The organism is Nocardioides sp., assembly GCF_051876515.1.
In the GTDB taxonomy this organism is placed as follows: domain Bacteria; phylum Actinomycetota; class Actinomycetes; order Propionibacteriales; family Nocardioidaceae; genus Nocardioides.
Window position 1 is genome coordinate 21,909 of record NZ_JBJEHY010000076.1, and the last position, 25,917, is coordinate 47,825.

Genomic DNA, 25,917 nt, shown 5'->3' on the forward strand with positions numbered 1-25,917 from the left:
GGGGCTCAGGAGCCCAGCGCCGCCTCGATGTCGGCCGCGATGGCCTCGGGCGTCGTCTTCGGTGCGTACCGGGCGAGCACCTGGCCGTCGCGGCCGATGAGGAACTTGGTGAAGTTCCACTTGATGCCGCGGCTGCCGAGCACGCCCGACTTCTCGCCCTTCATCCAGGTCCACAGGGGGTGCGCGTCGGAGCCGTTGACGTCGATCTTCGCGAAGAGCGGGAACGTGACGCCGAAGGTGAGGTCGCAGAACTCGGCGATCTCGGAGGAGTCGCCCGGCTCCTGGGAGGCGAACTGGTTGCACGGGAACCCGAGCACGGTGAAGCCCCGGTCGGCGTACGTCTCCTGCAGCTGCTGCAGGCCCTTGTACTGCGGGGTGAAGCCGCACTTGGAGGCGGTGTTGACGACCAGCACGACCTGCCCGGCGTACTCGGAGAGGTCGCGCGCGGTGCCGTCGATCAGGGGAGCGTCGAAGTCGTTGAACGTGGTCACGTGGAGCTCCTGACGGGGGACGTCTCGCGGCGGGGTCGTCGCGAGTACATCATGTACGCGAAGCCGCCCAGGATCAGCAGGTCCACCACGATCGTGGTCAGGCCGACGACGTGTCCCTCCTCGGCCCCCTCGACCTTGTGCTCCTCGGGGTCCTCGGCGAGCACCTGCACGCGGATGGTGTCGCGCAGGTCGGCCCGCTTCCACACGGGCTCGCTGACCCGCACGCTGTGCTCGGTGCGGTCGCCGTACTCGTCGGGCAGCCGGTAGTCGAGCCAGAACTCCTCGTCCTCGCCCTCCCCGACCGTCCGGAGCTCGGTCACGGTGGCGTTGCCGATGACCCCGTCGGTACGGATGTGGCGCTCCTTGAGCCCGCCGACGACGAACGGCACGTTGGCGAGCAGCACCAGGACCGTCACGCCGATGATGAGGGCGCGACGGTAGGGGTCGGCCCACGCGGCCTTGAGCGCTTCCATCCTTCTCCCCAGTCGTCCGAGGAGGACACTGTGGCAGGAACGGGCGCCGTCGGGGCCGAAATCGCGTCAGGATGGTGCGTCGTGAGCGAGCCCCTGGTCGAGACCCCCTCCCCGACGGCGTGCAGCAGGCCCTCGAGGTCGCGCGCCGGTGGCTGCCGGCGTTCCTGGAGGGGCGTCGTGCTGACGAGGAGCTGTACGCCGACGAGGTGACCACCTGGCACAACATCGGACCTCCGCAGCCGGGGCTCCCGTACGGATCCCGGTCTGCCTGGTGGTGACGCTGGTCGACGGCCGGATCGCGCGGTTCGAGGAGTACGCGGACTCCGCCGCCACGGCGTCCCTGCTCGGGTGACCGTTCGGCTCTATTTCCGTGCCGTTCGGCCCACGACCACCACGGGCCCGGCACCGCGACCCTAGGCTTGCGCCGCTCTCGGGGACTCCGTGGCGTACCCCTCGCGCACGCCGTGACTGGAAGGAACCCTGACCGTGGAAACGTCGACGACGACCCCCATTCCTCATGAGGTGCAGATGGGTCCGGAGGAGCTGTTCTTCTCCACCACCGACGTCCGCGGCGTGATCCGCCAGGGCAACTCCGTCTTCGTGCGCGTCTCCGGCTACCCCCTCGACGAGCTCCTCGGCACCGCCCACAACGTGGTGCGGCACCCCGACATGCCGGCCGGCGCGTTCCGCCTCATGTGGGACTCGCTGGCCGCCGGCACCCCCGTCGCCGTGTACGTGTGCAACCGCACCAAGGCCGGGGACCACTACTGGGTCTGCGCCGTGGTCAGCCCGCTGCACGACGGCTTCGTCTCCGTCCGGGTCGCGCCGACGCCGGAGGCCGTCGACCTGGTCAGCGAGGTGTACGTCGAGGCGGTGCGCGTCGAGCGCGACGCCGCCGCGGCCGGGCTGTCGCGGCGCGAGGTGGCCGAGCGCGGCGCCCAGGCGATCGTCGCGACGCTCGCCACCTACGGCTTCTCCTCGTACGAGGAGTTCATGCACGTCGCCCTCCCGCTCGAGATCTCCGCCCGCGGGCACCGCGTCTCCGAGGCGCACCAGCGGTCGGCGGCGACCGGCGACGTCGCGTCCGTGCTGGCCGGGACCGGCGCGCTGGCCGACCAGCTGGACGCGATGGTGGAGTCGTTGGCGACCTACCAGGCCCTCGGCGACGAGCTGGCCGACGCGGCGGTGCACGTCCTCGACATGGCGCACCGGCTCGAGGTGTCGGTGCACACCGCGCAGCAGGCCTCCGCCCTGGTCGCCGAGAAGTCCCCGGTGCTGTCCAACGTGGCGCGGGTGATGGCGCAGCCGATGACCGACGCGGTGACCGCCCTGGCCCAGCTTCCCGAGGACTTCTCGCGGTTGCGGGGCGACATCGGCCGGGTCCGGTTCCAGATCGCGCTGACCGCGCTGTACGACGAGATGGCCGCCGCGTTCGCCGCGGAGGTCCACGACGGCGTCGCCCCGGCCAGCTCGCTCACCGCGGTGCCGCTGCTGTGCGACGCCGCCGAGACATCGGTGGCCGAGATGGCCGCGCAGGTCGAGAAGGTCAACGGCGACCTGCAGCACGTCGCCGCCCTGGTCAGCGAGGCCGGCACCCTGCTCGACGACTTCCGCCGCTTCATCGGGCAGTGGCGCCACCTGGTACTGCGTCACGCCCGCGCGGCGCTGGCCGAGCAGGTCCGCCCGATCGACGAGGAGCTGACCACGAGCTGGCAGTGGACCGAGCAGCTGCGTGCGCTCGGCCGACAGGCGTCCTCCGCGGTCGTACGGTTCGACCGGGACGCCGCGCACGCGCACCTCGAGGCCGTGCGGGAGCCCGCCCGTCGGCTCGCCGCGGGCTGAGCCTCACGCGCAGCCGTACGCCTTCCTGATCCGCTCGTAGGTGGCGATGACCTCGCCGTCGGCGGTCGTGTACTCCAGGTGGTCGGCCCCGGTGACGGTGGCGTAGCCGTACAGCATCCCCTGCGCGTACGGCCAGCCCGTGGGCGCCGAGTCGTCGCCGGCGCCGGTCTCGATGTCGGGTCCGCGGTCGGTGCGCCCCCACGGCTTGCCGCCGAACCAGAAGTGCGTCATGCCGCAGTGCAAGTACATCGGCGCGTGGTACCGGGTGCCGACCACCGGCTCCTCGTCCTCGCCGAGGGTGACCAGCTCGACGGTCTCCGGCTCGACCGGGTCGGCGGCCTCCGGCGGGGTGGTGCCGGCGGCGAGCTCGTGGACGGCCATGCCGTCCCCGTCGCCGGTCAGGACGAGCGTACGGCCGTCGGCGGTGCCGACCACCTCGTCCACGGAGCCGTCGAGGTCGACGGCGGTCCAGCTGTCCCCGTCGGCGCTGGTCACCAGTCTGGGCCCGGGGTTCTTGCCGCACTGGTCGAGGTCGGCGTAGCAGACCTCCGGCCGGCTCCAGCGCATCTCGTCCACGCCCGTGAGCGTCCAGAACCCGGCACCGCCGGCCCAGACCGGAGCCCACGCCCCGTCCTCGGATCCGTTGCGGAGCGCCTCGACGGCCGACCAGGAGTCGCCCGCGTCGGTGGAGGCGTACGCGGTGTGGCGGCCCTCGGCGACCCCCGCCAGCACGGTGTCGCCGACGACGGTGAGGCTGCTGAGGTCGTACACGTCGAGGCCGGCACCGACCTGCTGCCAGGTGGCGCCCGCGTCGTCGGTGGCCCAGAGGGCGGCGTCCCGTCCGGTCCGTCCGCCGACCAGCAGCCGGTCGCCGACGACGGCGGCGTGGCCGGCGTACGACTCGGTGCGGTAACCGGTGTACGCCGGGACGCCCGGCAGGTCGACGCGGGTGAAGCGCTCCCCGTCGGCGCTGGTCCACGCGTGCGCCTCGAAGCCACCCATCCCCGGGTCCTTCGCGGTGCGGTACGTGCCCGCGACCACGATCGTGCCGTCGACGACCTCCAGGGCGCCGATGTCGACGGCGTCGGTGAAGCCGTCGACGTCGACCTCCTCCCAGCTCAGCCCGTCGGCGCTGCGGAAGGCGTGCGGCTCGAACAGCATCCGCTCGTCGTTGCCCGAGCCCGCCAGCCCGCCGCTGCCCAGGACGTACCAGTCGCCGTCGGGCAGGCGTACGGCGTCACCGAGCTCCAGGTAGGTGACGCCCGCGTCGAGCGGGGTGCCGCGCTCGAAGTCGGCGCCCTCGACCGACACGTGGGAGACGAGCTCGCCGTCCTCGGAGACGGTCAGCAGCAGCGCGTCGTCGCCGTCGGTCACGAAGACCGGGGAGGCGTCGGGCCCGGGGGTGGCGTCGAGGCGCTGGGTCTGCCAGACGTCGCCGGGGCTGCTTCCGTCAGGGTCGGAGGGCTCGGTGCCGCAGGCCGTGAGGAGCGAGGCGGTCAGCAGGGCGACGGCCAGCAGAGGAATCGGGCGCATGGGGCTCGGACGGCGCAGTGACGCCGGGCGTTCCCCGGCTCCTCAGCCCCCGGCGGCCCGCGTCACGTCGGCCATCAGGATCTGCGGCCACCGCCCCACGTCGGCGGGCGTGCGGGCGACCTCGAGCGTGGCGTCGGGCAGCAGCTCGAGCAGGGCCTCGGCGGTCGACACCGGGTGGGCGGGGTCGTCGACCCACGCCAGGATCGTGACGGGTACGCCGATGCGCGCCACGTCGCGGCGGGCCGGGAGGTCGGTGAGCGCCGCGCCCCGCAGCAGGGTCGGCAGCAGCTCCTCGCCCACGACGGGGACGGTCTCCGGGGAGTCGACGGTCGCGGGCGGGCGCGGAGCCGTACGCCCCGCCTCCACGAAGGCGGCCATCCCCTGGGTCTCCACCACCTCGGCGGCGGCGCGGTAGTCGTCGGCCTTCGCGGCCCGGGTCTCCCACGACGTGGGCGGCACCAGCAGGGTCAAGCCGCTGAACCGGTCGGGGTCTCGCACGGCCGCGTGCAGCAGCGTCGCGCAGCCCATCGACGGGCCGACCCCGTGCACCTTCTCGCCGGGAAACCACGCGTCCAGCAGCCGCAGCAGGTCGTCGGCCAGGACGGCCCAGTGGTAATCCTGCGGCACCGGGCGACCGGTGGAGCGGCCGTGCCCGCGGGCGTCGTACCGCAGCAGCCGGGTGCCGCTCAGGCCGCGCCCCAGGTCGAGGTCGAGGAGCCGGTCGCGGTGACGGCTCGAGGTGAGCCCGTGCAGCTGGACGACGGGGTGTCCGCCCTCGTCGCTCAGCTCGACGTCGAGCTCCGCCCCGGGGACCTGGAAGGTGGGCATCGTCTCTCCTCACGCCGCTGTCACGGGCACGCTAACCGCCTGCGGACGCCGCCGGGCGGCGTTGCACGCACCTCGTGCGTCACGCCACCAGAAACCTGGTGACCGTCGTCACCGGACCACAGGGCCGCGGCCCTCGTCGACACCCTCGGCACGTGCTTCCTCAACTCCGGCGTGCGCGAGTTCCTGCAGACCAGGACGATCAACAACCCTGCTGCTGGGTGAGCCGAACGGGTGCCCCGGGCAGGGCTCGCACCTAGGCTTGCCGCATGCGGCTGACCAACGTTGCGCATCTCCGTCTCCCGTTCGGCCGCCTTCTCGGGTACGACGTGACGGTCGTCAAGCAGGGTCGTGAGCTGCCGGTCTCGTTCGACCAGAGTCGTCACGTCGGGCACGGGGCGCGCCCGGGCTCGTGGATGGCGCTGTCGTTCCGGCTCCCACAGCCGGTCGACCCCGACGACCTGGCGGCGGCCTGGCTCGCCGTGGTCGCCCGCCACGGCACCCTGCGGACGGTCTTCGAGCCCGGCGAGGACGGCCCGCGGCTGCACGAGGTCGAGCTCGGCCCCGGCCGCTGGACCGAGCACCCGGTCGCCCCCGGGCAGGCCGTCAACGAGGCGCTGCGCGACGTCCTCGACACGGCCTGCTCGCCGTACGCCACCCCCTCGCACCGCCTGTGCCTGCTGGAGACGGCCGCCGGGCAGACCGTCGTCGTGGGTGCCGACCACGCCCACACCGACATGTGGTCGATGCTGGTGGTAGCGCGCGACCTGCTGGCCGCGATCGGGGCCGTACGCGCCGGCACCGCGCCGCAGCTGCCGCCCGCGCCGTCGTTCGCGGAGCACACGCACGCCCTGCGCGAGCGCCCCGTCGCACCGGCGGAGGTACGCCGACGCTGGGCCGAGATCATCGCCGACGGCGGCGACGTGATGCCGCGCTTCCCCCTGCCGCTGGGCGACGTGGCACGTCCGCAGCGCGAACGGGTCGAGGTGCGCGACGTGCTCGACGTCGCGGGGTGCGCCGGACTCGCGGCGAGTGCGGCCGAGCAGGGCGTCTCGACCCTCAGCCTCGTGGTGAGCGCGATGACGGCGGTCACCCGCGAGCTGGCCGACCAGCCGCTGCGCGCCGTCTTCCCCGTGCACAGCCGGTACGAACCGACGTGGCACGACTCGGTCGGCTGGTTCATCACCAACTCCGTCCTCGAGTGCGTCGACGCCGACCCCCGCGAGGCCGCCCGCGCGGTCCGCGAGACCGTCGAGCTGGGGTCCTGGCCGCTCGCCGACGTGCTCGAGCCGTGGGGCGGGATGCCGACCGCTCCCGGCATGTTCGCGATCTCGTGGCTCGACCTGCGGCGGCTGCCGGTCCGCGTCGACTCCGTCGGGCTGGAGGCGCAGTACGTCGGCGCCGAGATCCTCACCGACGGCGTGATGGCGTGGTTCATCCTCGACGACTCCGGCCTGCACCTGCGCTGCCGCTACCCCGACACCGACGAGGCGCGGCGCCACGTCGGCGGGTGGCTGGACGCCCTGATCGCGCACCTGCAGGTGGCCGCGCACCTGTGGATCGAGACCCACCGCGAGCCGTCGTTCGACGAGTCCACCGTGACCCGCGCGGTGCACGAGGCCGTGGCGGCCAAGCTGCGCCCCGGCGAGCTCGACGACCTGCGAATCACCTTCGTACGACCGACCGGCGAGGGGCGGTGCGACGAGTTCGTGATCACCCTGGTGGCCGCCGGCGAGCAGTGGCGGCAGGTGTACGAGCTGTCGTTCTTCGACGCCCCCTGGCACGGCCCGGACATCAGGGCGCGCATCGAGTGGGACCTGTTCGACTTCATCGCCGAGTCCCGCTTCGGGTGGGGACAGCAGCGCTGAGACGCCCGCGGCGGCCCAGCCGTACGGCGCGACTAGCATCGAGAGTCGCCCGGTCCGGGCGCCGCCCCCGTCCGGGGGCACCACTCCGGGAGGGAACGGCATGGGCGGTCACCACGCGCACCACGCGGCACGCGAGAGCAGGAGCCTGCGGCGGCTCGCGGTCGCCGTCGTCGCCCCGCTGGCGCTGCTCACCGTCGTCGCGCTCGTCGTGCTGTGGCCCTCCGGCGGGCTGCCCACCAGCGAGAACGCGGCCGCCGCCGCCGAGTCGCGCGGCGAGGTGGTCTCCCTGGAGCGCGAGACGTGCGCCGAGGAGCTGCCCGACGACGTCAACGGCTGCGGGACCGCGAAGGTCACGCTCAGCGACGGCCCCGACGCCGGCCAGACCGTGACGGTGCCGCTGCCCAACGGGATCGGCGCCCCCGAGGTCGCCGAGGGACACCGGGTCGTCCTCATCACCACCACGACCCCGGACGGCGAGACGTACGCGATCGTCGACCACCAGCGCGCCAGCGGCATGTGGGTCCTGGTCGGGGCGTTCGTGCTGGCCCTGGTCGCGTTCGGGCGCCTGCGCGGCGTCACCGCGCTGGTCGGGCTGGGGATCACCTTCGCCCTGCTGATCCTGTTCATGGTGCCCGCGGTGCTGGCGGGGTCCTCGCCGCTGCTGGTCGCGCTGGTCGCCTCGTCGGCGATCATCCTGTCGGTGCTGTACCTGACCCACGGGTTCTCGATGTCGACGACGGTCGCCGTGCTGGGCACCCTGGCCAGCCTCGCCCTGACCGGCGCCCTGTCCGCCCTCGCGGTCAGCGCCCTGCACCTGACCGGCGTCACCGACGACATCTCCAACTCGCTCGGCGTCAGCCACACCGTCAACATGCAGGGTCTGCTGCTCGCCGGGATCGTGATCGGTTCGCTCGGCGTCCTCGACGACGTCACCGTCACCCAGGCGGCGACGGTCACCGAGCTGGCGCGCGCCAACCCCGCGTACCGCTTCCTCGACCTCTACCGGGCCGGCAGCCGCGTCGGGCGCTCCCACATCGCGTCGGTGGTCAACACGATCGTGCTGGCGTACGCCGGCTCGTCCCTGCCTCTGCTGATCCTCATCGTCGCCAACAACAACTCCCTCGGCGGCGTCCTCACCGACCAGGTGATCGCCCAGGAGGTCGTACGCAGCATCGTCGCCACGCTCGGCCTGATCGCCGCGGTGCCGGTGACGACCGCGCTGGCCGCGCTGGTCTTCGGCGGGCGCGGCGAGGAGACGTCGGCTGGTTGACGGCGCCTCAGCGGCGACCCCGCTGCGGCTTGCCCACGTCGGGCTTGGAGTAGTCGCACACGCCGGTCGGGAAGATCTCGGCGAGGCGCTGCTTCTCCGTCGCGCTCGGGCGCCAGTCGCCGTACAGACCCTTGCGGACGGCACGCTCGACGGGCTGCAGCGCGCACTTCCACACGCCACCCTCGTACGGGCCGCCGGCGACGCGGCGCGAGGAGGAGTAGATCGGGAACCGCTGCGTGCAGGACCCGTCCGGACCGTCGTCGAGGACGCCGTCCCACACCCCGGCCCCGGACGCGATCAGCTCGCCGGTGCTGGTCCAGCAGGAGTCGACCGCCTCGGCCGGCTTGTTGCCGACGACGCCGCGCCGCGGGTCGGCCTCGATGTTGGCCATCCACCGGTCGATGACCTCGAACGCCTTCAGCGTGGGGTCGTACTGCTGGGTCGGGCGGGCGTCGGCGAACCAGATCACCTGGTTGCCGGCGTCGCCGTCCACGTTGAGCATCCGCTGGCGGGTCGCGAACGACTGCTGCGTGTTGTGCATGTCGAGCTCGTCCTCGAGGTACGGACGCAGGTCGATGACCGGGATGTCGATGTCGCCGGTGAACTGCATCCCCGAGGTGTACGCCGCCCGGATCGCGGTGAGGTCACCGCTGCGCCGCGCGGCCGGCGTGGTGCCGTCGTCGGGGCTGAGGTTCATGTTGCGCGAGCTCCACGGGTCGAAGTTCGCGGGGGTCAGCGCGCCCGCGAACGGGGCACCCTCGGTGACCATCTCGCCGGCCTCCTTCCACGAGCCGACCTGCGCGTTGAGGTCGAGGAACTCGGCGGGGGTGATGACGCCCTCGGTGAGCGCCTGGAGGCCGTACTGCACGCCGACGTTGTCCCACGGCACGCGGGCGTACCCGGTCTCGTCGGTCCCGTAGATGTTGACCAGGTCGGCGAAGTGGGTCCACTGCACGCCCTCGGTGCCCTGGGCGAGCTTGTCGAGGTCCTGCACGTCGGTGAAGGTCGGGTTGAGCGCGAGCGGGGTCAGCCCGAACCAGCCGGGCTTGCACTCCATCAGCGCGGGTGCCGCGGAGCCGGGCTTGCGGTCCATCACCTGGTAGCCGAGCGCGCCCATCGCGCCGTACAGCTGGTTCCACTGGTTGATCTCGCCGGCGGAGAGGTTCTTGGGCTCGTTGGTGCCGTTGAGGCCGATGACGGCCTGCCGGACCTCCGGGTCCTTCCACTTCGCGTTGGCGCGGTCGGTGGCGTCGAAGTAGTGCTCCAGCAGCTCGCAGTCACCGACGTGGATGATCTGGGTGACCATGTCCGGGTAGGAGTACTGCGGGATCGCGGCGTCGATGAGGCCGGGGTGGTTCTGGGCGTACACGTACTGCTGGATCGCGCCGCCCGAGCCGCCGACGGCGACGGTGTAGTCGGGCACGCCGTACGTCTCGACCGCCCGCTCCTTGAGCATCAGTGCCGTCTCGCCGCCGAGCTGCAGGTTGTAGTGGGTGCTGGTGCGGTTGCCGCTGGACCACAGGACGCCGTACCCGCGGCTGAGCAGGTCGTGCGGCAGCATCGCGGACTCGCTCGTGGTGCCCTGGGTGTGGCCGATCGCGACACCACCCTGGAACGAGAAGACCAGGCGGCGGTTCCACAGCGACGTGTCGGGCTGCTCCGCGTCGTCACCCACCGGCGCCAGCGCGGCGATGCTGTAGACGAACCGGTTGATGGTGCCGCGCTCCCAGCGGACCACGTACGGCACGGTCGAGCCGTCGGGCGCGGTCGTCGTGGCCGTGTCGGCGGGCGGCGACGAGGGATCGTCGAGCCAGTGGAACCGGTTGTCCGTGGTGGAGCGGTAGAGGTACGAGATCCGGCGTTCGGCCGCACAGTTGCCGCTCCAGCCGACGATCTCCGCGGCGGCCGTCGGATAGCCGCGACCGTCCTGCGGGTACGACCCGTCGGCGGCCTCCTTGGCGACGGGGATGCCGAAGTGGTCGGTGTTGTCGACGATGGGTTGGCCGAGGATCTTGCGGCCGTCGAAGGTGCCGCGGGCGGTGGTGCAGACGAACGGCTGCTGCTGCGGGCCGGAGAAGATCGGCCCGGCCTGCGGGTGGTTGCGGACCCGCAGCGACGTGGAGCCCGCCTTGCGCGCGGTCGCCCGCAGGGTGGTGGTCCCCTCGGGCAGGTCCTCGACGAGACCCACGAGGGTGCCCGCACCGGTCGCCTCGAACGCGGAGGTGACGTCGCGCGAGCCGGCCTTGACGCGTACGTCGGAGGCCTTGACCCTGCGCGGCACCGACACCTGGACCAGCGCGTCGCCCGCACTCACCTGGTCGGGCGCGCTGGAGAGGACGGAGATCCGCAGGTGCCCCGGCGAGGGCCGCGGCTTCGCCTGCGCGACGGCCCCGATCGGGGCGACCAGGGCGCAGGTGGCCAGGACGACGGTGACGGCGGTACGACGACGGACAGGCATGACGCCTCCTCGAACCAGGGCTCCGGGAAGTTCGGGCTTCGCCGGACGCTACTGTGACGCGCGTCACGCTGTCATCCCCTGAATACGGGGCTCTCCGCAGCGGGTCCGGGTCAGCGCCCGCGCCCGCGCACCCCGGCGTTACAGTCAGCGCATGTCCGAGGGAGCCCGCGCGTACGACAGCTCCCGCCGGCAGAGCAGGGGCCGCGACCGGATCCTCGAGGCCGCCCTCGAGCTCGCCCACGCCGGCGCCGGCTGGGACTGGGCCGGGATCACGTTCAAGGCGGTCGCCGAGGCCGCGGGGATCAGCGAGCGCACCGTCTACCGCCACTTCCCCACCCAGCGCGACCTGCACGACGAGATGCTGCTGCGGATCAACCAGCGCGCCTCCATCTCCTACGACGACCTCACCCTCGACGGCGTCGGCGAGGTGGTCGGGCGGCTCTTCGAGTCGCTGGACACCTTCACCCCCGACACCCCGTCCCTGACCCGGCCCTCCGACGCAGCGGTGGCGATGAACCGCGAGCGCATGCAGGCGCTGCTGCAGGCCAGCGGCGGGGACGTACGCCTCGCCGCCCTCCTCGACGTGCTCTGGAGCAACGAGACGTACGAGCGCCTGGTCAAGGTGTGGCGGATGTCGACGCCCGAGGCGGTCGACACCGTCCGCGGGGCGCTTGACGCGCTGGTGGAGCGTCGGGGGGACTGAGCTCCGTCGGAGTTCCCCACAACGTGTCGGAGTTCCCTACGTCACGTCGAAGTCCCCGCTCAGGCGGGGACTTCGTCACGTTGTAGGCGTTGCAACCCCCACAACAGGTCAAAGTTCCCCACACCAACCGCTCGGCGGCCCACTGAGTGCGACGCCGATTCCCCACTCCCGACATTTCGTGTCATTGTTCTGACACGAAATCGACGAGAGGGGAACGTCCGTGACGACCTTCCACGAACAGACACACCTGGACCGGCTCGAGTCCGAGTCGGTGCACATCTTCCGAGAGGTGGCCGCGACCGCCGAGAAGCCCGGCCTGCTCTTCTCCGGCGGCAAGGACTCCGTGGTGATGCTGCACCTGGCGATGAAGGCCTTCTGGCCCGCGCCGGTGCCGTTCCCGGTCATGCACGTCGACACCGGCCAGAACTTCGACGAGGTCATCGAGTACCGCGACCGCACCGTCGAGCAGTACGGCCTGCGCCTGCTGGTCGCCAGCGTCCAGGACGACATCGACGCCGGCCGCTCGCACGAGGAGTACCCGGGCGCCCCGCGCAACCGCCTCCAGACGACCGCACTGCTGCGTGGCATCACCGAGAACGGCTTCGGCGCCGTCTTCGGCGGCGCCCGCCGCGACGAGGAGAAGGCGCGGGCCAAGGAGCGGGTCTTCTCGTTCCGCGACTCCTTCGGCCAGTGGGACCCCCGCAACCAGCGCCCCGAGCTGTGGAACCTGTACAACGGCCGCCACCGCAAGGGCGAGAACATCCGCGTCTTCCCGCTGTCCAACTGGACCGAGCTGGACATCTGGGCGTACATCGAGCGCGAGGGCATCGAGCTCCCCTCGATGTACTACGCCCGCCCACGCACGGTCGTCGAGCGCGACGGGATGCTGCTCGAGGTCAACCGGTTCATCACCCCGCTGGAGGGCGAGGAGCCGTTCGAGGCGCTCACCCGGTTCCGCACCGTCGGGGACGCCACCTGCACCGGCTGCGTCGAGTCGACCGCCGCCACCCCCGCCGACGTGGTGGCCGAGGTCGCCGCCGCCCGCGTGACCGAGCGCGGCGCCACCCGCGCCGACGACCGCATCTCCGAGGCCGGGATGGAAGACCGCAAGAAGGAAGGGTATTTCTGATGAGCGAGCTGCTGCGCATCGCCACTGCCGGCTCCGTCGACGACGGGAAGTCGACCCTGATCGGGCGCCTCCTGTACGACTCGAAGGCGATCTTCGCCGACCAGCTCGACGCCGTGGAGACGGCCAGCCGCAACCGCGGCTCCGAGGCCCCCGACCTGGCTCTGCTGACCGACGGACTGCGCGCCGAGCGCGAGCAGGGGATCACGATCGACGTCGCCTACCGCTATTTCGCCACACCGCGGCGGAAGTTCATCATCGCCGACACCCCCGGCCACATCCAGTACACCCGCAACATGGTCACCGGCGCCTCGACCGCCGACGTCGCGATCATCCTCGTCGACGCCCGCCAGGGCGTCCTGGAGCAGTCGCGCCGCCACGCGTTCCTCGCCTCCCTGCTGGCCATCCCGCACATCGTGGTCTGCGTCAACAAGATGGACCTCGTCGGCTTCGACCAGGCCGTGTACGAGCGGATCCGCGGCGAGTTCGAGCAGTTCGCCGCCAAGCTCGAGGTCTCCGACCTCTCCTTCATCCCGATCAGCGCGCTCACCGGCGACAACGTGGTCACCCGCAGCGCCGAGATGGCCTGGTACAAGGGCTCCTCGCTGCTGGACACCCTGGAGAACCTGCACGTCGGCTCCGACCGCAACCTGATCGACGTCCGCCTCCCCGTGCAGTACGTCATCCGTCCGCACTCCTCACGCGACGCCGACCTGCACGACTTCCGCGGGTACGCCGGCACCGTCGCCGGTGGCGTGATGAAGCCGGGCGACGAGGTCACCGTGCTCCCCGTCGGCCGCACCTCCACGATCACCCGCCTGTGGGCGCCGGGCGGCAAGCCGCTCAGCGAGGCCGCCGCCGGTCGTGCCGTCACCGTCGAGCTCGCCGACGACATCGACATCGCCCGCGGCGACCTGATCTGCCGCCCGCAGAACCGGCCGCACGTAGGCCAGGACGTCGACGCGATGGTCTGCTGGCTCACCGACGCCTCCACCCTCGAGCCCGGTCGCCGGTACACGATCCAGCACACCACCCGTTCCACGCGCGCCACCGTCGAGCAGGTCGACTACCGCCTCGACGTCAACACGCTGCACCGCGACACGGACGTGCACGCGCTGGCCCTCAACGAGATCGGCCGCGTCACGCTGCGCACCCAGCAGCCGCTGCTCTTCGACAGCTACCGCCGCAGCCGCGAGACGGGAGCGTTCATCCTCGTCGACGAGGCCACCAACGCGACCGTCGCGGCCGGCATGATCACCGGCCCGGCGCAGCAGCACGAGAACGTCGTGTGGCACGAGGGCGCCGTCTCCCGCGAGGAGCGCCCCGCCGCCGCCCCCGGCGCCGGGATGACGGTGTGGCTGACCGGCCTGTCGGGTTCCGGCAAGTCGACCATCGCCGCCGAGGCGGAGCGACTGCTGACCGAGCAGGGTCGCGCCGCGTACCTGCTCGACGGCGACAACCTGCGCCACGGCCTCAACGCCGACCTCGGGTTCTCCGTCGCCGACCGCGCCGAGGCCGTACGCCGGGCCGGCGAGGTCGCCACCCTGCTCGCCGACGCCGGACAGGTCGCCCTCGTGGCCCTGGTCTCGCCCGACCGCGAGGCCCGCGACCGGGTCCGCGCCGCGCACGAGGCGGCCGGGCTGCGGTTCGTCGAGGTCTTCGTCGACACCTCGCTGGAGGCGTGCGAGGGCCGCGACCCCAAGGGCCTGTACGCCCGGGCGCGCGCCGGCGAGATCCGCGACTTCACCGGCATCGACGCCGCGTACGAACCGCCGATGGACCCGGAACTGCGCCTGGTCGGCGTCGGCTCCGTCGAGGCGGCCGCACGCCGGCTGGTGCAGCTGGTCGACGGTCTCGACACGCTCGACCAGCGAGGGAATGGAGGAGAGCGATGACTGACGACTGGACCCTGCCCTTCCGCGAGGCGCTCGCCGAGGCGGAGGCGCTGATCGCGGACCCGCCGTTCGAGGTGACCGAGCAGGAGCGCGCCGAGGGGTACGACTACCTCTCCGGCTGCATCCGCTCGGCCGTCCAGGCGGCGTTCTCGTACGACCTGCAGCACCCGGTGCTCATGAACGGCACCCACCAGTACGCACGCCAGGGGCTCGACAACCCCGACGCGATCTACTTCAACGCCTACCTCGACGAGGGCGGGACGTACGAGATCTCCGGCACCCGCGGCACCACCGCCGACCTCAGCTTCCAGGTCGTCGACGGCAACTACACGCCCGAGGGGAGCCCGACCACGCTGGCCGCGTTCGACGACCGCGAGCTGGACGTCGCCGAGGACGGGTCGTTCAGCTGGACCTTCGGGCCCGAGCTGGGCGCCACCAAGGGGTCGAGCGTCATCATCCGCGAGGTCTACAGCGACTGGGTGGGCGAGCGGCGCGGCACGATCCGGATCCAGCGGCTCGACACCGCCGGCGTCCCCCGTCCGCCGGTGACCCGCGAGAGCGTCACCAAGCGGTACGCGGTGGCCGCGAAGGCGGTCACGACCCGGATCCGGACGTGGTTCGAGTTCCCGAAGTGGTTCACCTACCGCGAGCCGGTCAACACGCTGACCGTCCCGCGCACCACCCCCGGCGGTCTGGCCAGCCAGTACTCGTCGCTGGGCCACTACGACCTGCGCGACGACCAGGCGCTGGTCGTGACCGTGCCGGTGTGCGCGCACGCCGGCTACCAGGCGATCCAGATCGGGTCGAAGTGGTACGTCTCCACCGACTACGAGCACCACCAGACGTCGCTGACGGCGGCGCAGTCGCAGGCGGACCCCGACGGGAAGTTCCGGTACGTCATCTCCACCCGCAACCCCGGCGTCGCGAACTGGCTCGACACCACCGACCACGCCACCGGCGTGATCATGCTGCGCTGGCAGCGCGTGGAGCAGCCGCTGACCGAGGCGGACGGGCCCGTCGTGGAGCTGGTCGAGCTCGACGACCTCGCCGACCACCTGCCGTTCCTCCCCGACAACCGCGTCACCCCCGAGCAGTACGCCGCCCGCATCGCCGACCGCCAGGTGGGCGTCGCCCGCCGGATGATCTCGTGAGGACCCCCTCGCACGAGGAACAGGAGCAAGCCATGAGCGACAACGTGATGGTGCGCGAGCGCGCCGAGGTCGGGACGTACGAGGAGATCGCCGAGGCGGCGGTCCGCTCCACCGGGCTGTCCGACTTCGGCGACGGCGCCCATGAGGAGGGCCTGCGGGTCATCGTCGAGGACCTCAACTCCGCCGAGGCCGGGCTCACCGGCCGCGGCCGGGCGTTCCAGCGGGCCGAGGTGAAGAGCGCGCTGACCGGCGTGCTGCTCACCGAGGCGGCGTTCGCGGCCCACCCCGGGCACGCGGACGTGGCGATCGAGCGGCCCGTCTTCCTGATGGGGCTGCCGCGGACGGGGACGACGATCCTGCACCGGCTGCTGCACGCCGACCCGGCCAGCCAGGGGCTGGAGATGTGGCTGACGCAGTTCCCGCAGCCGCGCCCGCCGCGGGACAGCTGGGAGGCGGACCCCCGCTACGCGGCCATGCAGCGCGCGTTCGCGGCGCACCACGCGGAGTCGCCGGAGTTCATGGGGATCCACTACATGGACGCGGCGACGGTGGAGGAGTGCTGGCGGCTGCTGCGCCAGACCGGCAAGTCCAACTCGTACGAGTCGACGGCGTACCTGCCGCGCTACACCGAGTGGCTGGCCGGGCAGGACTGGACCGACGCGTACGCCCGGCACCGCCGCAACCTGCAGCTGGTGGGCCTCAACGACCCCGACAAGCGGTGGGTGCTGAAGAACCCGTCCCACATGACGGCGCTCGACGCGCTCATGGCGGCGTACCCGGACGCGCTCGTGGTGTACACGCACCGCGACCCCGTCACCTGCATCACCTCGGCGTGCTCGCTGGCCGTGGGCGCCACCGAGGGGCACTCGGAGACGTTCGTGGGCGAGACGATCGGCCGTACGCAGCTCGACCTGTGGTCCCGCTCGTACCACGCGTTCCACGACGCCCGGGGCCGCTACGACCAGTCCCAGTTCGTCGACGTCGCGTTCGGCGACCTGGTCCGCGACCAGGTCGGCACGGTCCGGTCGGTGTACGACGCGTTCGGGCTGGACTGGACCCCCGAGGTCGAGGCGGCCGTCACCGAGATCGACCGCGAGGCCAAGCAGGGCAAGGCCGCGCCGCGGCACACGTACTCGATGGGCGACTACGGCCTCAGCGAGAGGACCGTGCTCGACGCCTTCGCGCGCTGAGCACCCACCGACGGAGGAGACGACATGACCACCACCATCGAGACGCCGCCGCGTCCGCCCGCCCCGCCGATCCTGCCCGGCAAGGTCGTCCTCGTCGCCGGCGCCGGCCCCGACCTGGGGCGCTCGCTGGCCGTACGCGCGGCGGAGGCGGGGGCCGACGTGGTCCTCGCCGCCCGGGACGGCGCCCGCCTGGACGCGATCGCCGAGGAGGTGCGGGCCACCGGGCGACGCGCCCTCGCCGTCCCCACCGACGTGACGGACGCGGCGGCCCGCCGCCACCTGGTGGCGGCCGCGGTGGAGGAGCTCGGGCGCGTCGACGTCCTGGCGTACGCGGCCTTCACCCACACGACCGCCGAGAAGCTGCTCGAGGTCGACCTGGACCTCGTACGCCGCACCACCGACGTCAACGTCCTGGCCGCCGTCGGGCTGGTCCAGGAGCTCGCCCCGACTCTCACCGCCCACGGCGGGTCGGTGGTGCTGGTGAACTCGATCGTGATCCGCAACCGGCTGTCCGGGTACGGCAGCTACCGGATGGACAAGGCGGCCCTGCTGGCCGCGGCCCGCAGCCTGTCGGTCGAGCTCGGGCCCCGGGGCGTCCGGGTGAACTCGGTGGCGCCCGGCTACATCTGGGGCGACAAGCTGCGGCGCTCCTTCGAGCGGCTCGAGGAGCGGGGCGGCAGGACGGTGGTCGAGTCGTACGGCCAGGTCGCGGCCCAGACGGACTCGCGGCGCCTGCCGACGCCGGACGAGATCGCCGACGCGGCGCTCTTCCTGGCCTCGGACCTCGCCAGCGGGGTCACCGGCCAGTGCCTCGACGTCACCTGCGGGCAGAGTCACCACTGACGGGCACGGCGGTGACGACCACGTTCCCGGTGCAGCGCCCGCTGGTTGAGCCTGTCGAAACCCCGACACCCAACCAGCGGGCGGACACACCGGTGACGAGCCTCAGCCCAGCGCGGCGACCGCGGCGTCGTAGTCGGGCTCGGTGGTGATCTCGTCGACGAGCTGGGAGTGGATGACCTGCCCGTTCTCGTCGAGGACGACGACCGAGCGCGCGAGGAGACCGGCGAGCGGGCCGTCAGTCATGGTGACGCCGAAGTCCTGGCCGAAGGCGGAGCGGAACGTCGAGCCCACCTTAGCGTTCTCGATGCCCTCGGCGCCGCAGAAGCGGGCCTGCGCGAACGGCAGGTCGGCGGAGACGTTGATGACGGTGGTGTTCTCGAGGCCGGCAGCGAGCTCGTTGAACGTGCGGACGCTGGCCGCGCACACGCCGGTGTCGACGCTCGGGAAGATGTTGAGGACCGTGCGGCCCGACAGGTCGCCGGAGGTCAACGACGAGAGGCCCTCGCCGACGAGCTCGAAGGCGGGAGCAGCGGCACCGACGGCGGGAAGGTCGCCGACGGTCTGGACGGGGTTGCCCTTGAAAGCGGTAGTAGCCATGTCGTAGTTCTAGCCGCCCAGCGGGCGTGCGGGGGAATCCACCCACCACGTGGGCACTGTCCCGCGGCCGGTGGTTGCGCCTGTCGAGACCTCAGCGCCGCACGCGCAGGGTCCGCGCCTTGCTGCTGGCGCGCTGCGTGTTGGTGTCGCCCAGGTAGACCGCGCGCACCTTCGTGGTCCGGCGCAGGGTGACGGTGCGCTGGAAGACGCCGTGCGTCACCCGCCCGGGGCGGCCGAGCTTCTTGCCGCCCGCGTACAGCTGGACGGATCCGGTCGGGAGGAAGCCGTTTGTCATGACGACCGCCCCGATGGAGAACCGGCGCTGCGTGCCCCGTACGCGCTGACCCACCAGCACCACCTTGGGCGTGGCCTTGGTCGTGGTGAGGGTGACGGCGCGGCTGCTGCGCACGGGGATCGTCCCGCGCGGCGAGTAGCGGGCCACGACCTGGTGCTCACCGGGGGCGTACCGGGCCGGGAAGGTCGCGCTCGCGACGCCGTCCGTGACGCGGGCGACGGTCGCCTCCGTGCCATCGACCTCGATCGATACATACCCGTCCGCGGCCGCACCGCCGCCGACGGTGACGTCGATGCGGACCTGCGCGCCGTACGCGGTGGTGGGTGGCGTGGTCACCTCGAGGCCGGTCACGGTGGCCGGGTGCGTCTGCTCGCCCGGGTGCAGCTCGTACAGGCCCCACACGGGGCTGGCGTTGACGAACCGGCCGGGCTGGCAGGTGATGTCGGCGCTGGCGAAGCGGGTGCCGTCCATGTGCGCGCTGACCGTGTGGGTGCCGGTGGGGACGTCGACCCACAGGACGCCGCCGTCACCCGACGTCTTCTGCTGGTTGGGGTTGGGCGTGACGGTGTCGTCGAAGTAGATGGGGTTGAGCAGAGCGCCGCCCGCGATGCCGGCGCCGGGGATCTTGTCGGCCGTCGCGCCCGCCCGGCCGTGCGGCGGGTTGGCGTAGAAGATGTCGAAGTACTCCTTGTGGGTGGGCGCGTGCTGGTCCCCGGAGGTGTCGACGACGATGCGCTTGTCGGCGCGGTACACGGTGGAGGCGACGACGCAGACGTCCTCGGTGCCGTTGTTGAGGGCGCCGTACCCGTCGTTGAGGTCGAGCGCTCCGCTGCCGCCGTCGAGGTCCTCGTACGGCCACAGGTCACCGCGGACGTTGAGCCCGAAGCCGGCGGCCAGCTGCTTCACGACCGGCTCGGCCGGCACCTGGAAGGTGACGAAGTTGAGGTCGTCCCCGCTCGTGTGGAACGTCTGGTTGTACGTGGTGTGGAACGGGATCGGCAGCGAGGGCAGCGGGCCGGACCCGTCGAGGTCGTACGAGGGGCGCGCCGCCTCGGGCACGGTCGCGAACAGCGACACGGCCGCGTCGTCGGGCACCTCGATCTCGTAGTACCCGTCCGCGTCCGCGACGACCGGCGTCACCACGCTGGCGTCCGGGGCGTTGCCGTTGATCTCCGCGTCCACCACCGCGCCCGGCAAGACGCCGCGGAACATCGACTTGGAGAACTGGAAGACATACCCACGGATCGTGACCGTGTCCCCGTCAGCCTGCGCGGCACCGCTCGGGACGGCCGCCACCGAGGCGGCGAGGGCGACGACGGCGGCTGACGCGACGCGAGTACGGAGTGACATGTGCAGACCCTTCAGATCCCCCACGGTTGTGACGGTGGTCACCGTAGCCGCCGCGCGCTCCCACTGACCCCAACTTGGGTCAGGTGACCCAACTTGGGGTCACAGGGAGACCACAGCCGGCCTCTGCGGTGGATCCGTGGCATCAGGTGGCGCGGATCCACCGCAGACGTCCGACCGCACCGCCCCTGGAGGGGCAACTCGGGACGACGAGAACACCCCCGTACGATCGACACATGGGTCCCGAGAGAGACCAAGCCGTCCGGCGAGTGGCCGTGGTCGGGGCTGGCGTGTCCGGCCTCGTGGCCGCCCGTTCCCTCCTCCAGCAGGGCGCGGAGGTGACCCTCCTCGAGGCGGCCCACCGGGTCGGCGGGCAGGTCGAGAGCCGGGAGGTCTCCGACGGCGTCTGGCTCGACCTCGGCGCGGAGTCCGTCCACCTGTCCGCACCGGGGATGGCGGAGCTGATCGAGGAGCTGGGGCTCACCGGCTCCGTGGTCAGGGCGGCACCGGGGAGCAGTCTGCTGGCGACCCGCCGCGGGTTGCGTACGTTGCCCGCCGGGGTGGGGCCGGCAGGCCCCTCGCGCCTCGCGCCCGTCCTGACCAGCCGCACCCTCACCGTCCCCCAGCTGGTGCGGGCGGGGCTCGAACCCCTCGCGTCGCGACGCACCGCGGCGCTGGCCCCCAACGCCGACATCTCCGTCGGCGACTTCGTGGCCCGGCGGTTCGGACGCGCCGTCAGCGGAACCTTCGTCGATCCCCTGCTCGGCAACCTGCACGCCGGAGACGTGGGCAGGCTGAGTCTGCGCTCGTGCGCGCCGATGCTGGTCCCGAGCGCCACCTCCGGCACCTCACTGCTGCGTCGCCGTACGCACGCCGGCGCCGCGCCACAGTTCGTCACCTGGCCACAGGGGTTGCGGGCGGTGACCGATGCCCTGGCAGCGACGCCCGGGCTGGACACCCGGACCGGCAGCCGGGTGAGCGCCATCGAGCCCACCGGGGTCGGCTACCTCGTACGGACCGCAGGTGCCGGCCCGAACGCGACCGAGGTCGATGCTGTCGTGCTGGCCGTTCCGGCCGCTGCGGCGGCGGAACTGCTCACGCTCGTGGCGCCCGCGGCCCGCGCCCCCCTCACGACCGTCGAGGCCGCTGACGTCGCCACCGTCCTGGTCGCCGTCCCGGCGAGCGCCGCCCGGCAGCACCTGCGGGGCACGGGGCTGCTCCTCGGGTCCGGCACCGGACGCCTGCTGAAGGCCGCAACCTTCGTCGGCGCCAAGTGGCCGCACCTGTCCGGCGCCCAGGACCACTGGCTGCGCCTGTCGGCGGGACGTGCCGGCGACAGGCGGATCGCCGACCTCGACGACGCCGCACTCGTCGCGCACCTGATGCGTGACCTGTGCGAGCTGACCCGGCTCGACGTCGAGCCCACCCGTTCCGTCGTACGCCGCTGGCCGGCGACGATGCCCCAGCTGACCGTGGGGCACGCCCAGCGGATCGCCGCCGCGCGTGCCGCGCTCCCTCCGGGAGTGTTCCTGGCCGGCGCCTCGTACGACGGCCTCGGCCTGGCCGCCTGCGTGCGCTCGGGTCGGGCAGCGGCCGACGCGGCCAGACAGGAGATTCCATGACCGTCCAGCGCACTGCCGTCCGCCACCTGCGTCACGACGTGGGCGAGCGTCCGATGATCACGATCTGGGAGGTGACGAGGGCCTGTGCGCTGGTGTGCCAGCACTGCCGCGCCGACGCCCAGACTCGCGCCCATCCGCGGCAGCTCACCACCGACCAGGGCAAGGCGCTGCTCGACGACATCGCGGGGTTCGGGAAGCCGTACCCGATCGTCGTCCTCACCGGGGGCGACCCGTTCGAGCGGCCCGACCTGGCCGAGCTGGTCCGCCACGGGACCTCCCTGGGACTGCACGTGGCGCTGTCGCCGTCGGTGACCCCGCGGCTCACCCCGGACGTGCTCGGCGCGCTGCGCGAGGCCGGCGCCAAGGCCGTCTCCCTCTCACTGGACGGCGCCTGCGCCGCCACGCACGACTCCTTCCGTGGCGTCCCGGGCGTGTACGACGACACCGTCAGCGCGGCGAGGTGGGTGCGAGAGGCGGGGTTCCGGCTGCAGATCAACACGACGGTGACCCGTTCGAACGCGCGCGAGCTCCCTGAGGTGCTGCGTACGGTCCTGGACCTCGAGGCGTCCCTGTGGAGCGTCTTCTTCCTCGTGCCGACCGGGCGGGGATCGTCCCTGGAGGCGTTGCGCCCCTCCGAGACGGAGGACGTCCTGAACTGGATGCACGACGTCTCCGACCTCGTGGCCGTCAAGGCGACCGAGGCACCTCACTACCGCCGGGTGGCGATCGAGCGCGCCCGCGGCGTCGCACCGGATCTCGGAGGACTGCACGCCGAGCTGAGCGCCGCCACCGAGGAGGTACGTGCTGGCCGCGTCGGCCGCGAGCGCCGGCCCCGCCCCCCGATCGACGTCAACTCGGGGCGGGGGTTCGCCTTCATCGACCATCTCGGTGACGTCTACCCGTCAGGTTTCCTGCCGATGAACTGCGGCAACGTGGTGGAGCAGAGCTTCCGCGAGATCTACACCTCCAGTCCGGTGCTGCGGTCGCTGCGCGACCCCGCCGGCTTCCACGGCCCGTGTGGCTCGTGCGAGTTCGGCGAGGTGTGCGGCGGCTCCCGGTCGCACGCGTACGCGGTCACCGGCGACCTCCTGGCCTCCGACCCGAGTTGCGTACGGGTGGCCGCGGCCCCGTGACGCGGGGCGGGACACGCGGGCGCTCCAGCGGCGGACCCTCAGGCCAGCGGAAGCTCCTCCCACCGCACGCTCATCCCCTGCTCCGGCGCGACCACCGCACCGAACAGCTCCTGCACCGAGTGATCGAGCGACTCCAGCACGTCCAGTCCCCCGGAGGAGAGGACCAGGACCAGACCGTGGGCAGACCGTTCAACGATCCGTACGGCGGCCCCGCCCTGCCAGTACTCGTCCGCGCCGCCACCCAGGCCCGAGAGCCACGCGCGGCAGCGCTGGTCGACGACGCCCTCGACCGGGTGCTCCAGCGTCACGCGCAGGGATGCGACCAACGTCAGCTCGTGGTTCTCCTCCGACCAGACCCAGGCAGGGTCGACGCGGTACGCCCGCGGGTCGCCGCTCCACCCCGGCTTCATGCAGTCAGCGTAGGCGTACCGGTCCGACTCACGATGGCGCGGAGGGCCGCCCAAGTTGGGGAGGGTGGGAGAGGTTCTTGGGGTCCAGAGACCTCTCCCAGCGACCCCAAATCGGTCCGCCCCTCTCCCGGCGACCCCAAAGTGGGTCATCTGACCCACTTTGGGGTCACCCGGAGAGACGACGCGGGAGACGACCCACACCCACCGACCGACCCCAGAAATGACTGAAGGCCCCGGATCTCTCCGGGGCCTTCTCACGTGCGCGAGGGGGGAGTTGAACCCCCACGTCCTTTCGGACACACGGACCTGAACCGTGCGCGTCTGCCTATTCCGCCACTCGCGCGTGAAGCGAGAGACAACTTATCCCATGGGGTCCGCGTCCACCAATCCGGGGCCACCGGGTGCCCGGTTTGGCCGGGGCCGCGCCGGGCACGCTGCGTACGGACCCCGCGACGCGCCGGGCCGTACGGTGTGGCCGGACCGGACGTCCGCGGCCCTCGCCCGAGCGGCCAGTACGATCGGGGGACCGGCTCGGGCGACCCTGCCGACCCCTGCCTGTGCGACCACCCCCTGTGGCCGCGCGCCCGCACCCGGACGCACGTCCACACCAACAGAGAGGAGGCGCAGAGAAGTGAGTGGACTCCAACGCTTCGAGAAGAAGTTGGAGACGATGATCTCCGGTGTCTTCGCCCGCGCCTTCCGCAGCGCCGTCCAGCCCGTGGAGATCGCCTCGGCCCTGCAGCGCGAGTGCGACAACAACTCCCAGGTGCTCAGCCGCCAGCGCCGCCTGGTCCCCAACGACTTCCACGTCGAGCTGTCCACGGCCGACCTGGACCGCATGCACGACCTCGGCCCCGCCCTCGAGCGCGATCTGGTCGACCAGCTCAAGGACCACGCCGACGCGCAGGGGTACGTCTTCACCGGCCCCGTCTCCATCGACTTCGACGCCGCCGACGACCTCACCACCGGCCGGTTCCGCATCCGCAGCCGCAACCAGGCCTCGGTGACGGACAACGACGACCGCACCCGTTCGCGCCGCCACGTCGCGCTGCTCGAGGTCAACGGCACCCTGCACCCGCTGCGCGCCCCCGGCCTGGTCATCGGCCGCGGCGCCGAGGCCGACCTGCGGATCAGCGACCCGGGCGTGAGCCGTACGCACCTCGACCTGGTGATCGAGAACGACCGCGTGTACGCCGTCGACATGGGCTCCACCAACGGGATCCTCGTCGACGGCCGCAAGGTGGAGCGCGCCGAGCTGCGCGACGGCTCCACCATCAAGATCGGGCACACCGAGATGGTGCTCCGCGTCGAGGACGAGGAGCTCCATGACTGAGCTGACCCTGTTCCTGATCCGCTTCGCCTACCTGGCGGTCCTGTGGATCTTCGTCCTCTCCGCCATCTCCGTCATCCGCTCCGACATGTTCGGCGCGCGCGTGCCCGAGGGCGACCGGGCCCCCAAGCCGACCCGCAAGGCCAACGGCAAGCCCCCGACGAAGCGCCGCGGCTCCCCGACCCACCTGATCGTGGTCGAGGGCGACAACGTGGGCGCCCGGGCCGAGCTGGCCGACGCCCCCCTGCTGATCGGACGCGGCACGGACGCCGCGATCCGCCTGGACGACGACTACGTCTCCACCCGCCACGCGCGGGTCGCGCACAGCGGCACGGACTGGTTCGTGGAGGACCTCGGCTCGACCAACGGCACCTACGTCGGTCCCAGCCGGATCACCCAGCCCACCACCATCGGCCTCGGCGTGCAGGTCCGCGTCGGCAAGACGATCCTCGAGCTGCGGAAGTAGGCCCGATGAGCCAGTTGCGTCTGCACTACGCGGCGATCTCCGACGTCGGTCGGGTCCGCAAGGAGAACCAGGACTCCGGGTACGCCGGCCCCTGGGTCCTCACGGTCTGCGACGGCGTCGGTGGGGCCGTGCGCGGTGACCTCGCCTCGAGCACCGCGGTCTCGCAGCTGCGCAAGATCGACAAGCCCGCCGACGACCTCATCGGCCAGGTGGGCGGCGCCATCCACCGCGCCGACGACCGGATCGCCGAGATGGTCGAGGACGACCCCGAGCTCAACGGCACCAGCACCACCGTCACCGTGGTCGGCTTCAACGGCTCCACGTACGGTGTGGGCCACCTCGGCGACTCGCGCGCTTACCTGCTCCGCGACGGCGAGCTGCGCCAGCTGACCCACGACCACACGTTCGTGCAGACCCTGATCGACGAGGGCCGGATCACCGAGGAGCAGGCGCGCACGCACCCGCACCGCAACCTGATCCTCAAGGCGCTCGACGGCCTGCGGCACGAGGAGCCCGACCTGTTCGAGGTCTCCGCGCAGGCGGGCGACCGCCTGATGGTCTGCTCCGACGGCGCCTGCGGCGTCCTGGACGCCTCCCGGATCGCCTCCATCCTCGGCACCGGCACCCCCGAGTACGCCGCCGTCGAGCTCGTCCGCGACAGCCTGGAGGCCGGGTCCACCGACAACGTCACCGTGGTGGTGGCCGACGTGCTCGACACCGACCCGCCCGAGGAGCTGTCCCCGCTGGTCGTGGGCGCGGCGGCGGAGATGCCGCGGCCCCCGCAGCGCGGCACCGGCACGGCGAAGCGTCGCTACAACATCCCCGCCGACCTGCCGGACGACCTGCCCGCCGACATGCACCCGATCGCGGCGGACCCGATCGACCCGGAGGCGGCGCGCTACGCCCCGCAGCCGCCACAGCGGTACGCCTGGCTGCAGCGGGGCCTGCTCACCGCCGTGTTCCTGGGCGTCGCCTGGGTGGCCGGCGCGGCCGCCTGGTCGTGGAGCCAGCAGCAGTTCTTCGTCGGCGAGCAGGACGGCCGGATGACC

At 72.2% G+C, this 25,917-nt stretch carries 23 protein-coding genes and 1 tRNA gene; 15 read left to right on the forward strand and 9 right to left on the reverse strand.

Going from position 1 to position 25,917, the window contains the following annotated elements:
- Positions 1-5: 5 nt before the first annotated feature.
- The gene (locus tag ACI379_RS04985; RefSeq protein WP_439790966.1) at positions 6-491 is read right to left on the reverse strand and encodes a glutathione peroxidase; all 486 of its coding nucleotides are present in this window, start codon (positions 489-491) and stop codon (positions 6-8) included.
- Positions 488-964, reverse strand: coding sequence for a hypothetical protein (locus tag ACI379_RS04990; RefSeq protein ID WP_439790967.1), 477 nt, complete (start codon positions 962-964; stop codon positions 488-490). Before ACI379_RS04990 ends, ACI379_RS04985 begins: the two co-directional genes overlap by 4 nt.
- A 119-nt stretch (positions 965-1,083) precedes the next feature.
- Between ACI379_RS04990 and ACI379_RS04995 the strand changes: the two genes are divergently transcribed.
- A complete protein-coding gene (locus ACI379_RS04995) occupies positions 1,084-1,242 on the forward strand; it encodes a hypothetical protein (protein ID WP_439790968.1) in 159 nt (52 codons plus the stop codon).
- Positions 1,243-1,492: 250 nt separating this feature from the next.
- Entirely contained in the window at positions 1,493-2,806 is a 1,314-nt protein-coding gene (locus ACI379_RS05000) for a PAS domain-containing protein (RefSeq protein WP_439790969.1), read from the forward strand.
- Positions 2,807-2,809: 3 nt separating this feature from the next.
- Here the strand turns inward: ACI379_RS05000 and ACI379_RS05005 are convergent, their stop codons facing one another.
- Complete coding sequence (locus tag ACI379_RS05005; protein ID WP_439790970.1) at positions 2,810-4,339, reverse strand: hypothetical protein; 1,530 nt, start codon at positions 4,337-4,339, stop codon at positions 2,810-2,812.
- 42 nt (positions 4,340-4,381) lie between these two features.
- A complete protein-coding gene (locus tag ACI379_RS05010; protein ID WP_439790971.1) occupies positions 4,382-5,167 on the reverse strand; it encodes an alpha/beta fold hydrolase in 786 nt (261 codons plus the stop codon).
- A gap of 266 nt (positions 5,168-5,433) precedes the next feature.
- Here ACI379_RS05010 and ACI379_RS05015 point away from each other — a divergent pair, with 266 nt between their 5' ends.
- Positions 5,434-7,032: a condensation domain-containing protein gene (locus ACI379_RS05015; RefSeq protein WP_439790972.1), complete on the forward strand. Its 1,599-nt coding sequence runs from the start codon at positions 5,434-5,436 to the stop codon at positions 7,030-7,032.
- Positions 7,033-7,132: 100 nt separating this feature from the next.
- Entirely contained in the window at positions 7,133-8,302 is a 1,170-nt protein-coding gene (locus tag ACI379_RS05020; RefSeq protein ID WP_439790973.1) for a YibE/F family protein, read from the forward strand.
- A gap of 7 nt (positions 8,303-8,309) precedes the next feature.
- Here ACI379_RS05020 and ACI379_RS05025 read toward each other — a convergent pair whose 3' ends face one another.
- Positions 8,310-10,760, reverse strand: coding sequence for a DUF6351 family protein (locus ACI379_RS05025; protein WP_439790974.1), 2,451 nt, complete (start codon positions 10,758-10,760; stop codon positions 8,310-8,312).
- A gap of 151 nt (positions 10,761-10,911) precedes the next feature.
- Here ACI379_RS05025 and ACI379_RS05030 point away from each other — a divergent pair, with 151 nt between their 5' ends.
- The 6 genes from ACI379_RS05030 (at position 10,912) to ACI379_RS05055 (ending at position 17,668) form a co-directional block, all read left to right on the forward strand.
- The gene (locus tag ACI379_RS05030; RefSeq protein WP_439790975.1) at positions 10,912-11,463 is read left to right on the forward strand and encodes a TetR/AcrR family transcriptional regulator; all 552 of its coding nucleotides are present in this window, start codon (positions 10,912-10,914) and stop codon (positions 11,461-11,463) included.
- A gap of 220 nt (positions 11,464-11,683) precedes the next feature.
- Complete coding sequence (gene cysD, locus ACI379_RS05035; protein ID WP_439790976.1) at positions 11,684-12,592, forward strand: sulfate adenylyltransferase subunit CysD; 909 nt, start codon at positions 11,684-11,686, stop codon at positions 12,590-12,592.
- Positions 12,592-14,484, forward strand: a complete 1,893-nt coding sequence (cysC, locus tag ACI379_RS05040; RefSeq protein ID WP_439790977.1) for an adenylyl-sulfate kinase — start codon at positions 12,592-12,594, stop codon at positions 14,482-14,484. Before cysD ends, cysC begins: the two co-directional genes overlap by 1 nt.
- Positions 14,481-15,635: a hypothetical protein gene (locus tag ACI379_RS05045; protein WP_439790978.1), complete on the forward strand. Its 1,155-nt coding sequence runs from the start codon at positions 14,481-14,483 to the stop codon at positions 15,633-15,635. The genes cysC and ACI379_RS05045 overlap by 4 nt, the downstream gene beginning before the upstream one ends.
- Before the next feature lie 32 nt (positions 15,636-15,667).
- A complete protein-coding gene (locus tag ACI379_RS05050) occupies positions 15,668-16,825 on the forward strand; it encodes a sulfotransferase family protein (RefSeq protein ID WP_439790979.1) in 1,158 nt (385 codons plus the stop codon).
- 24 nt (positions 16,826-16,849) lie between these two features.
- Positions 16,850-17,668 (forward strand): SDR family oxidoreductase, encoded by an 819-nt coding sequence (locus ACI379_RS05055; protein WP_439790980.1) that lies wholly within the window; start codon positions 16,850-16,852, stop codon positions 17,666-17,668.
- A gap of 102 nt (positions 17,669-17,770) precedes the next feature.
- Here ACI379_RS05055 and tpx read toward each other — a convergent pair whose 3' ends face one another.
- Together tpx and ACI379_RS05065 are read right to left on the reverse strand one after the other, a co-directional pair.
- Positions 17,771-18,265, reverse strand: coding sequence for a thiol peroxidase (gene tpx, locus ACI379_RS05060; RefSeq protein WP_439790981.1), 495 nt, complete (start codon positions 18,263-18,265; stop codon positions 17,771-17,773).
- Between the two features lie 91 nt (positions 18,266-18,356).
- On the reverse strand, positions 18,357-19,910 hold the full coding sequence (locus ACI379_RS05065; RefSeq protein WP_439790982.1) for an Ig-like domain-containing protein: 1,554 nt from the start codon (positions 19,908-19,910) through the stop codon (positions 18,357-18,359).
- 146 nt (positions 19,911-20,056) lie between these two features.
- Here ACI379_RS05065 and hemG point away from each other — a divergent pair, with 146 nt between their 5' ends.
- Positions 20,057-21,529: a protoporphyrinogen oxidase gene (gene hemG, locus ACI379_RS05070; protein ID WP_439790983.1), complete on the forward strand. Its 1,473-nt coding sequence runs from the start codon at positions 20,057-20,059 to the stop codon at positions 21,527-21,529.
- Positions 21,526-22,662, forward strand: coding sequence for a TIGR04053 family radical SAM/SPASM domain-containing protein (locus ACI379_RS05075; RefSeq protein ID WP_439790984.1), 1,137 nt, complete (start codon positions 21,526-21,528; stop codon positions 22,660-22,662). The genes hemG and ACI379_RS05075 overlap by 4 nt, the downstream gene beginning before the upstream one ends.
- A 38-nt stretch (positions 22,663-22,700) precedes the next feature.
- On the opposite strand, the gene ACI379_RS05080 is transcribed toward ACI379_RS05075, so the two are convergent.
- Positions 22,701-23,072 (reverse strand): hypothetical protein, encoded by a 372-nt coding sequence (locus ACI379_RS05080; protein ID WP_439790985.1) that lies wholly within the window; start codon positions 23,070-23,072, stop codon positions 22,701-22,703.
- 259 nt (positions 23,073-23,331) lie between these two features.
- A tRNA-Leu gene (locus tag ACI379_RS05085) sits at positions 23,332-23,415 on the reverse strand.
- Positions 23,416-23,703: 288 nt separating this feature from the next.
- On the opposite strand from ACI379_RS05085, the gene ACI379_RS05090 reads away from it, so the two are divergent.
- From ACI379_RS05090 to ACI379_RS05100, 3 genes are all read left to right on the forward strand, one after another.
- A complete protein-coding gene (locus tag ACI379_RS05090) occupies positions 23,704-24,405 on the forward strand; it encodes an FhaA domain-containing protein (protein WP_439790986.1) in 702 nt (233 codons plus the stop codon).
- Positions 24,398-24,868, forward strand: coding sequence for an FHA domain-containing protein FhaB/FipA (locus ACI379_RS05095; protein WP_439790987.1), 471 nt, complete (start codon positions 24,398-24,400; stop codon positions 24,866-24,868). The genes ACI379_RS05090 and ACI379_RS05095 overlap by 8 nt, the downstream gene beginning before the upstream one ends.
- A gap of 5 nt (positions 24,869-24,873) precedes the next feature.
- On the forward strand, positions 24,874-25,917 hold a 1,044-nt coding region (locus ACI379_RS05100; RefSeq protein WP_439790988.1), incomplete at its 3' end, for a PP2C family protein-serine/threonine phosphatase.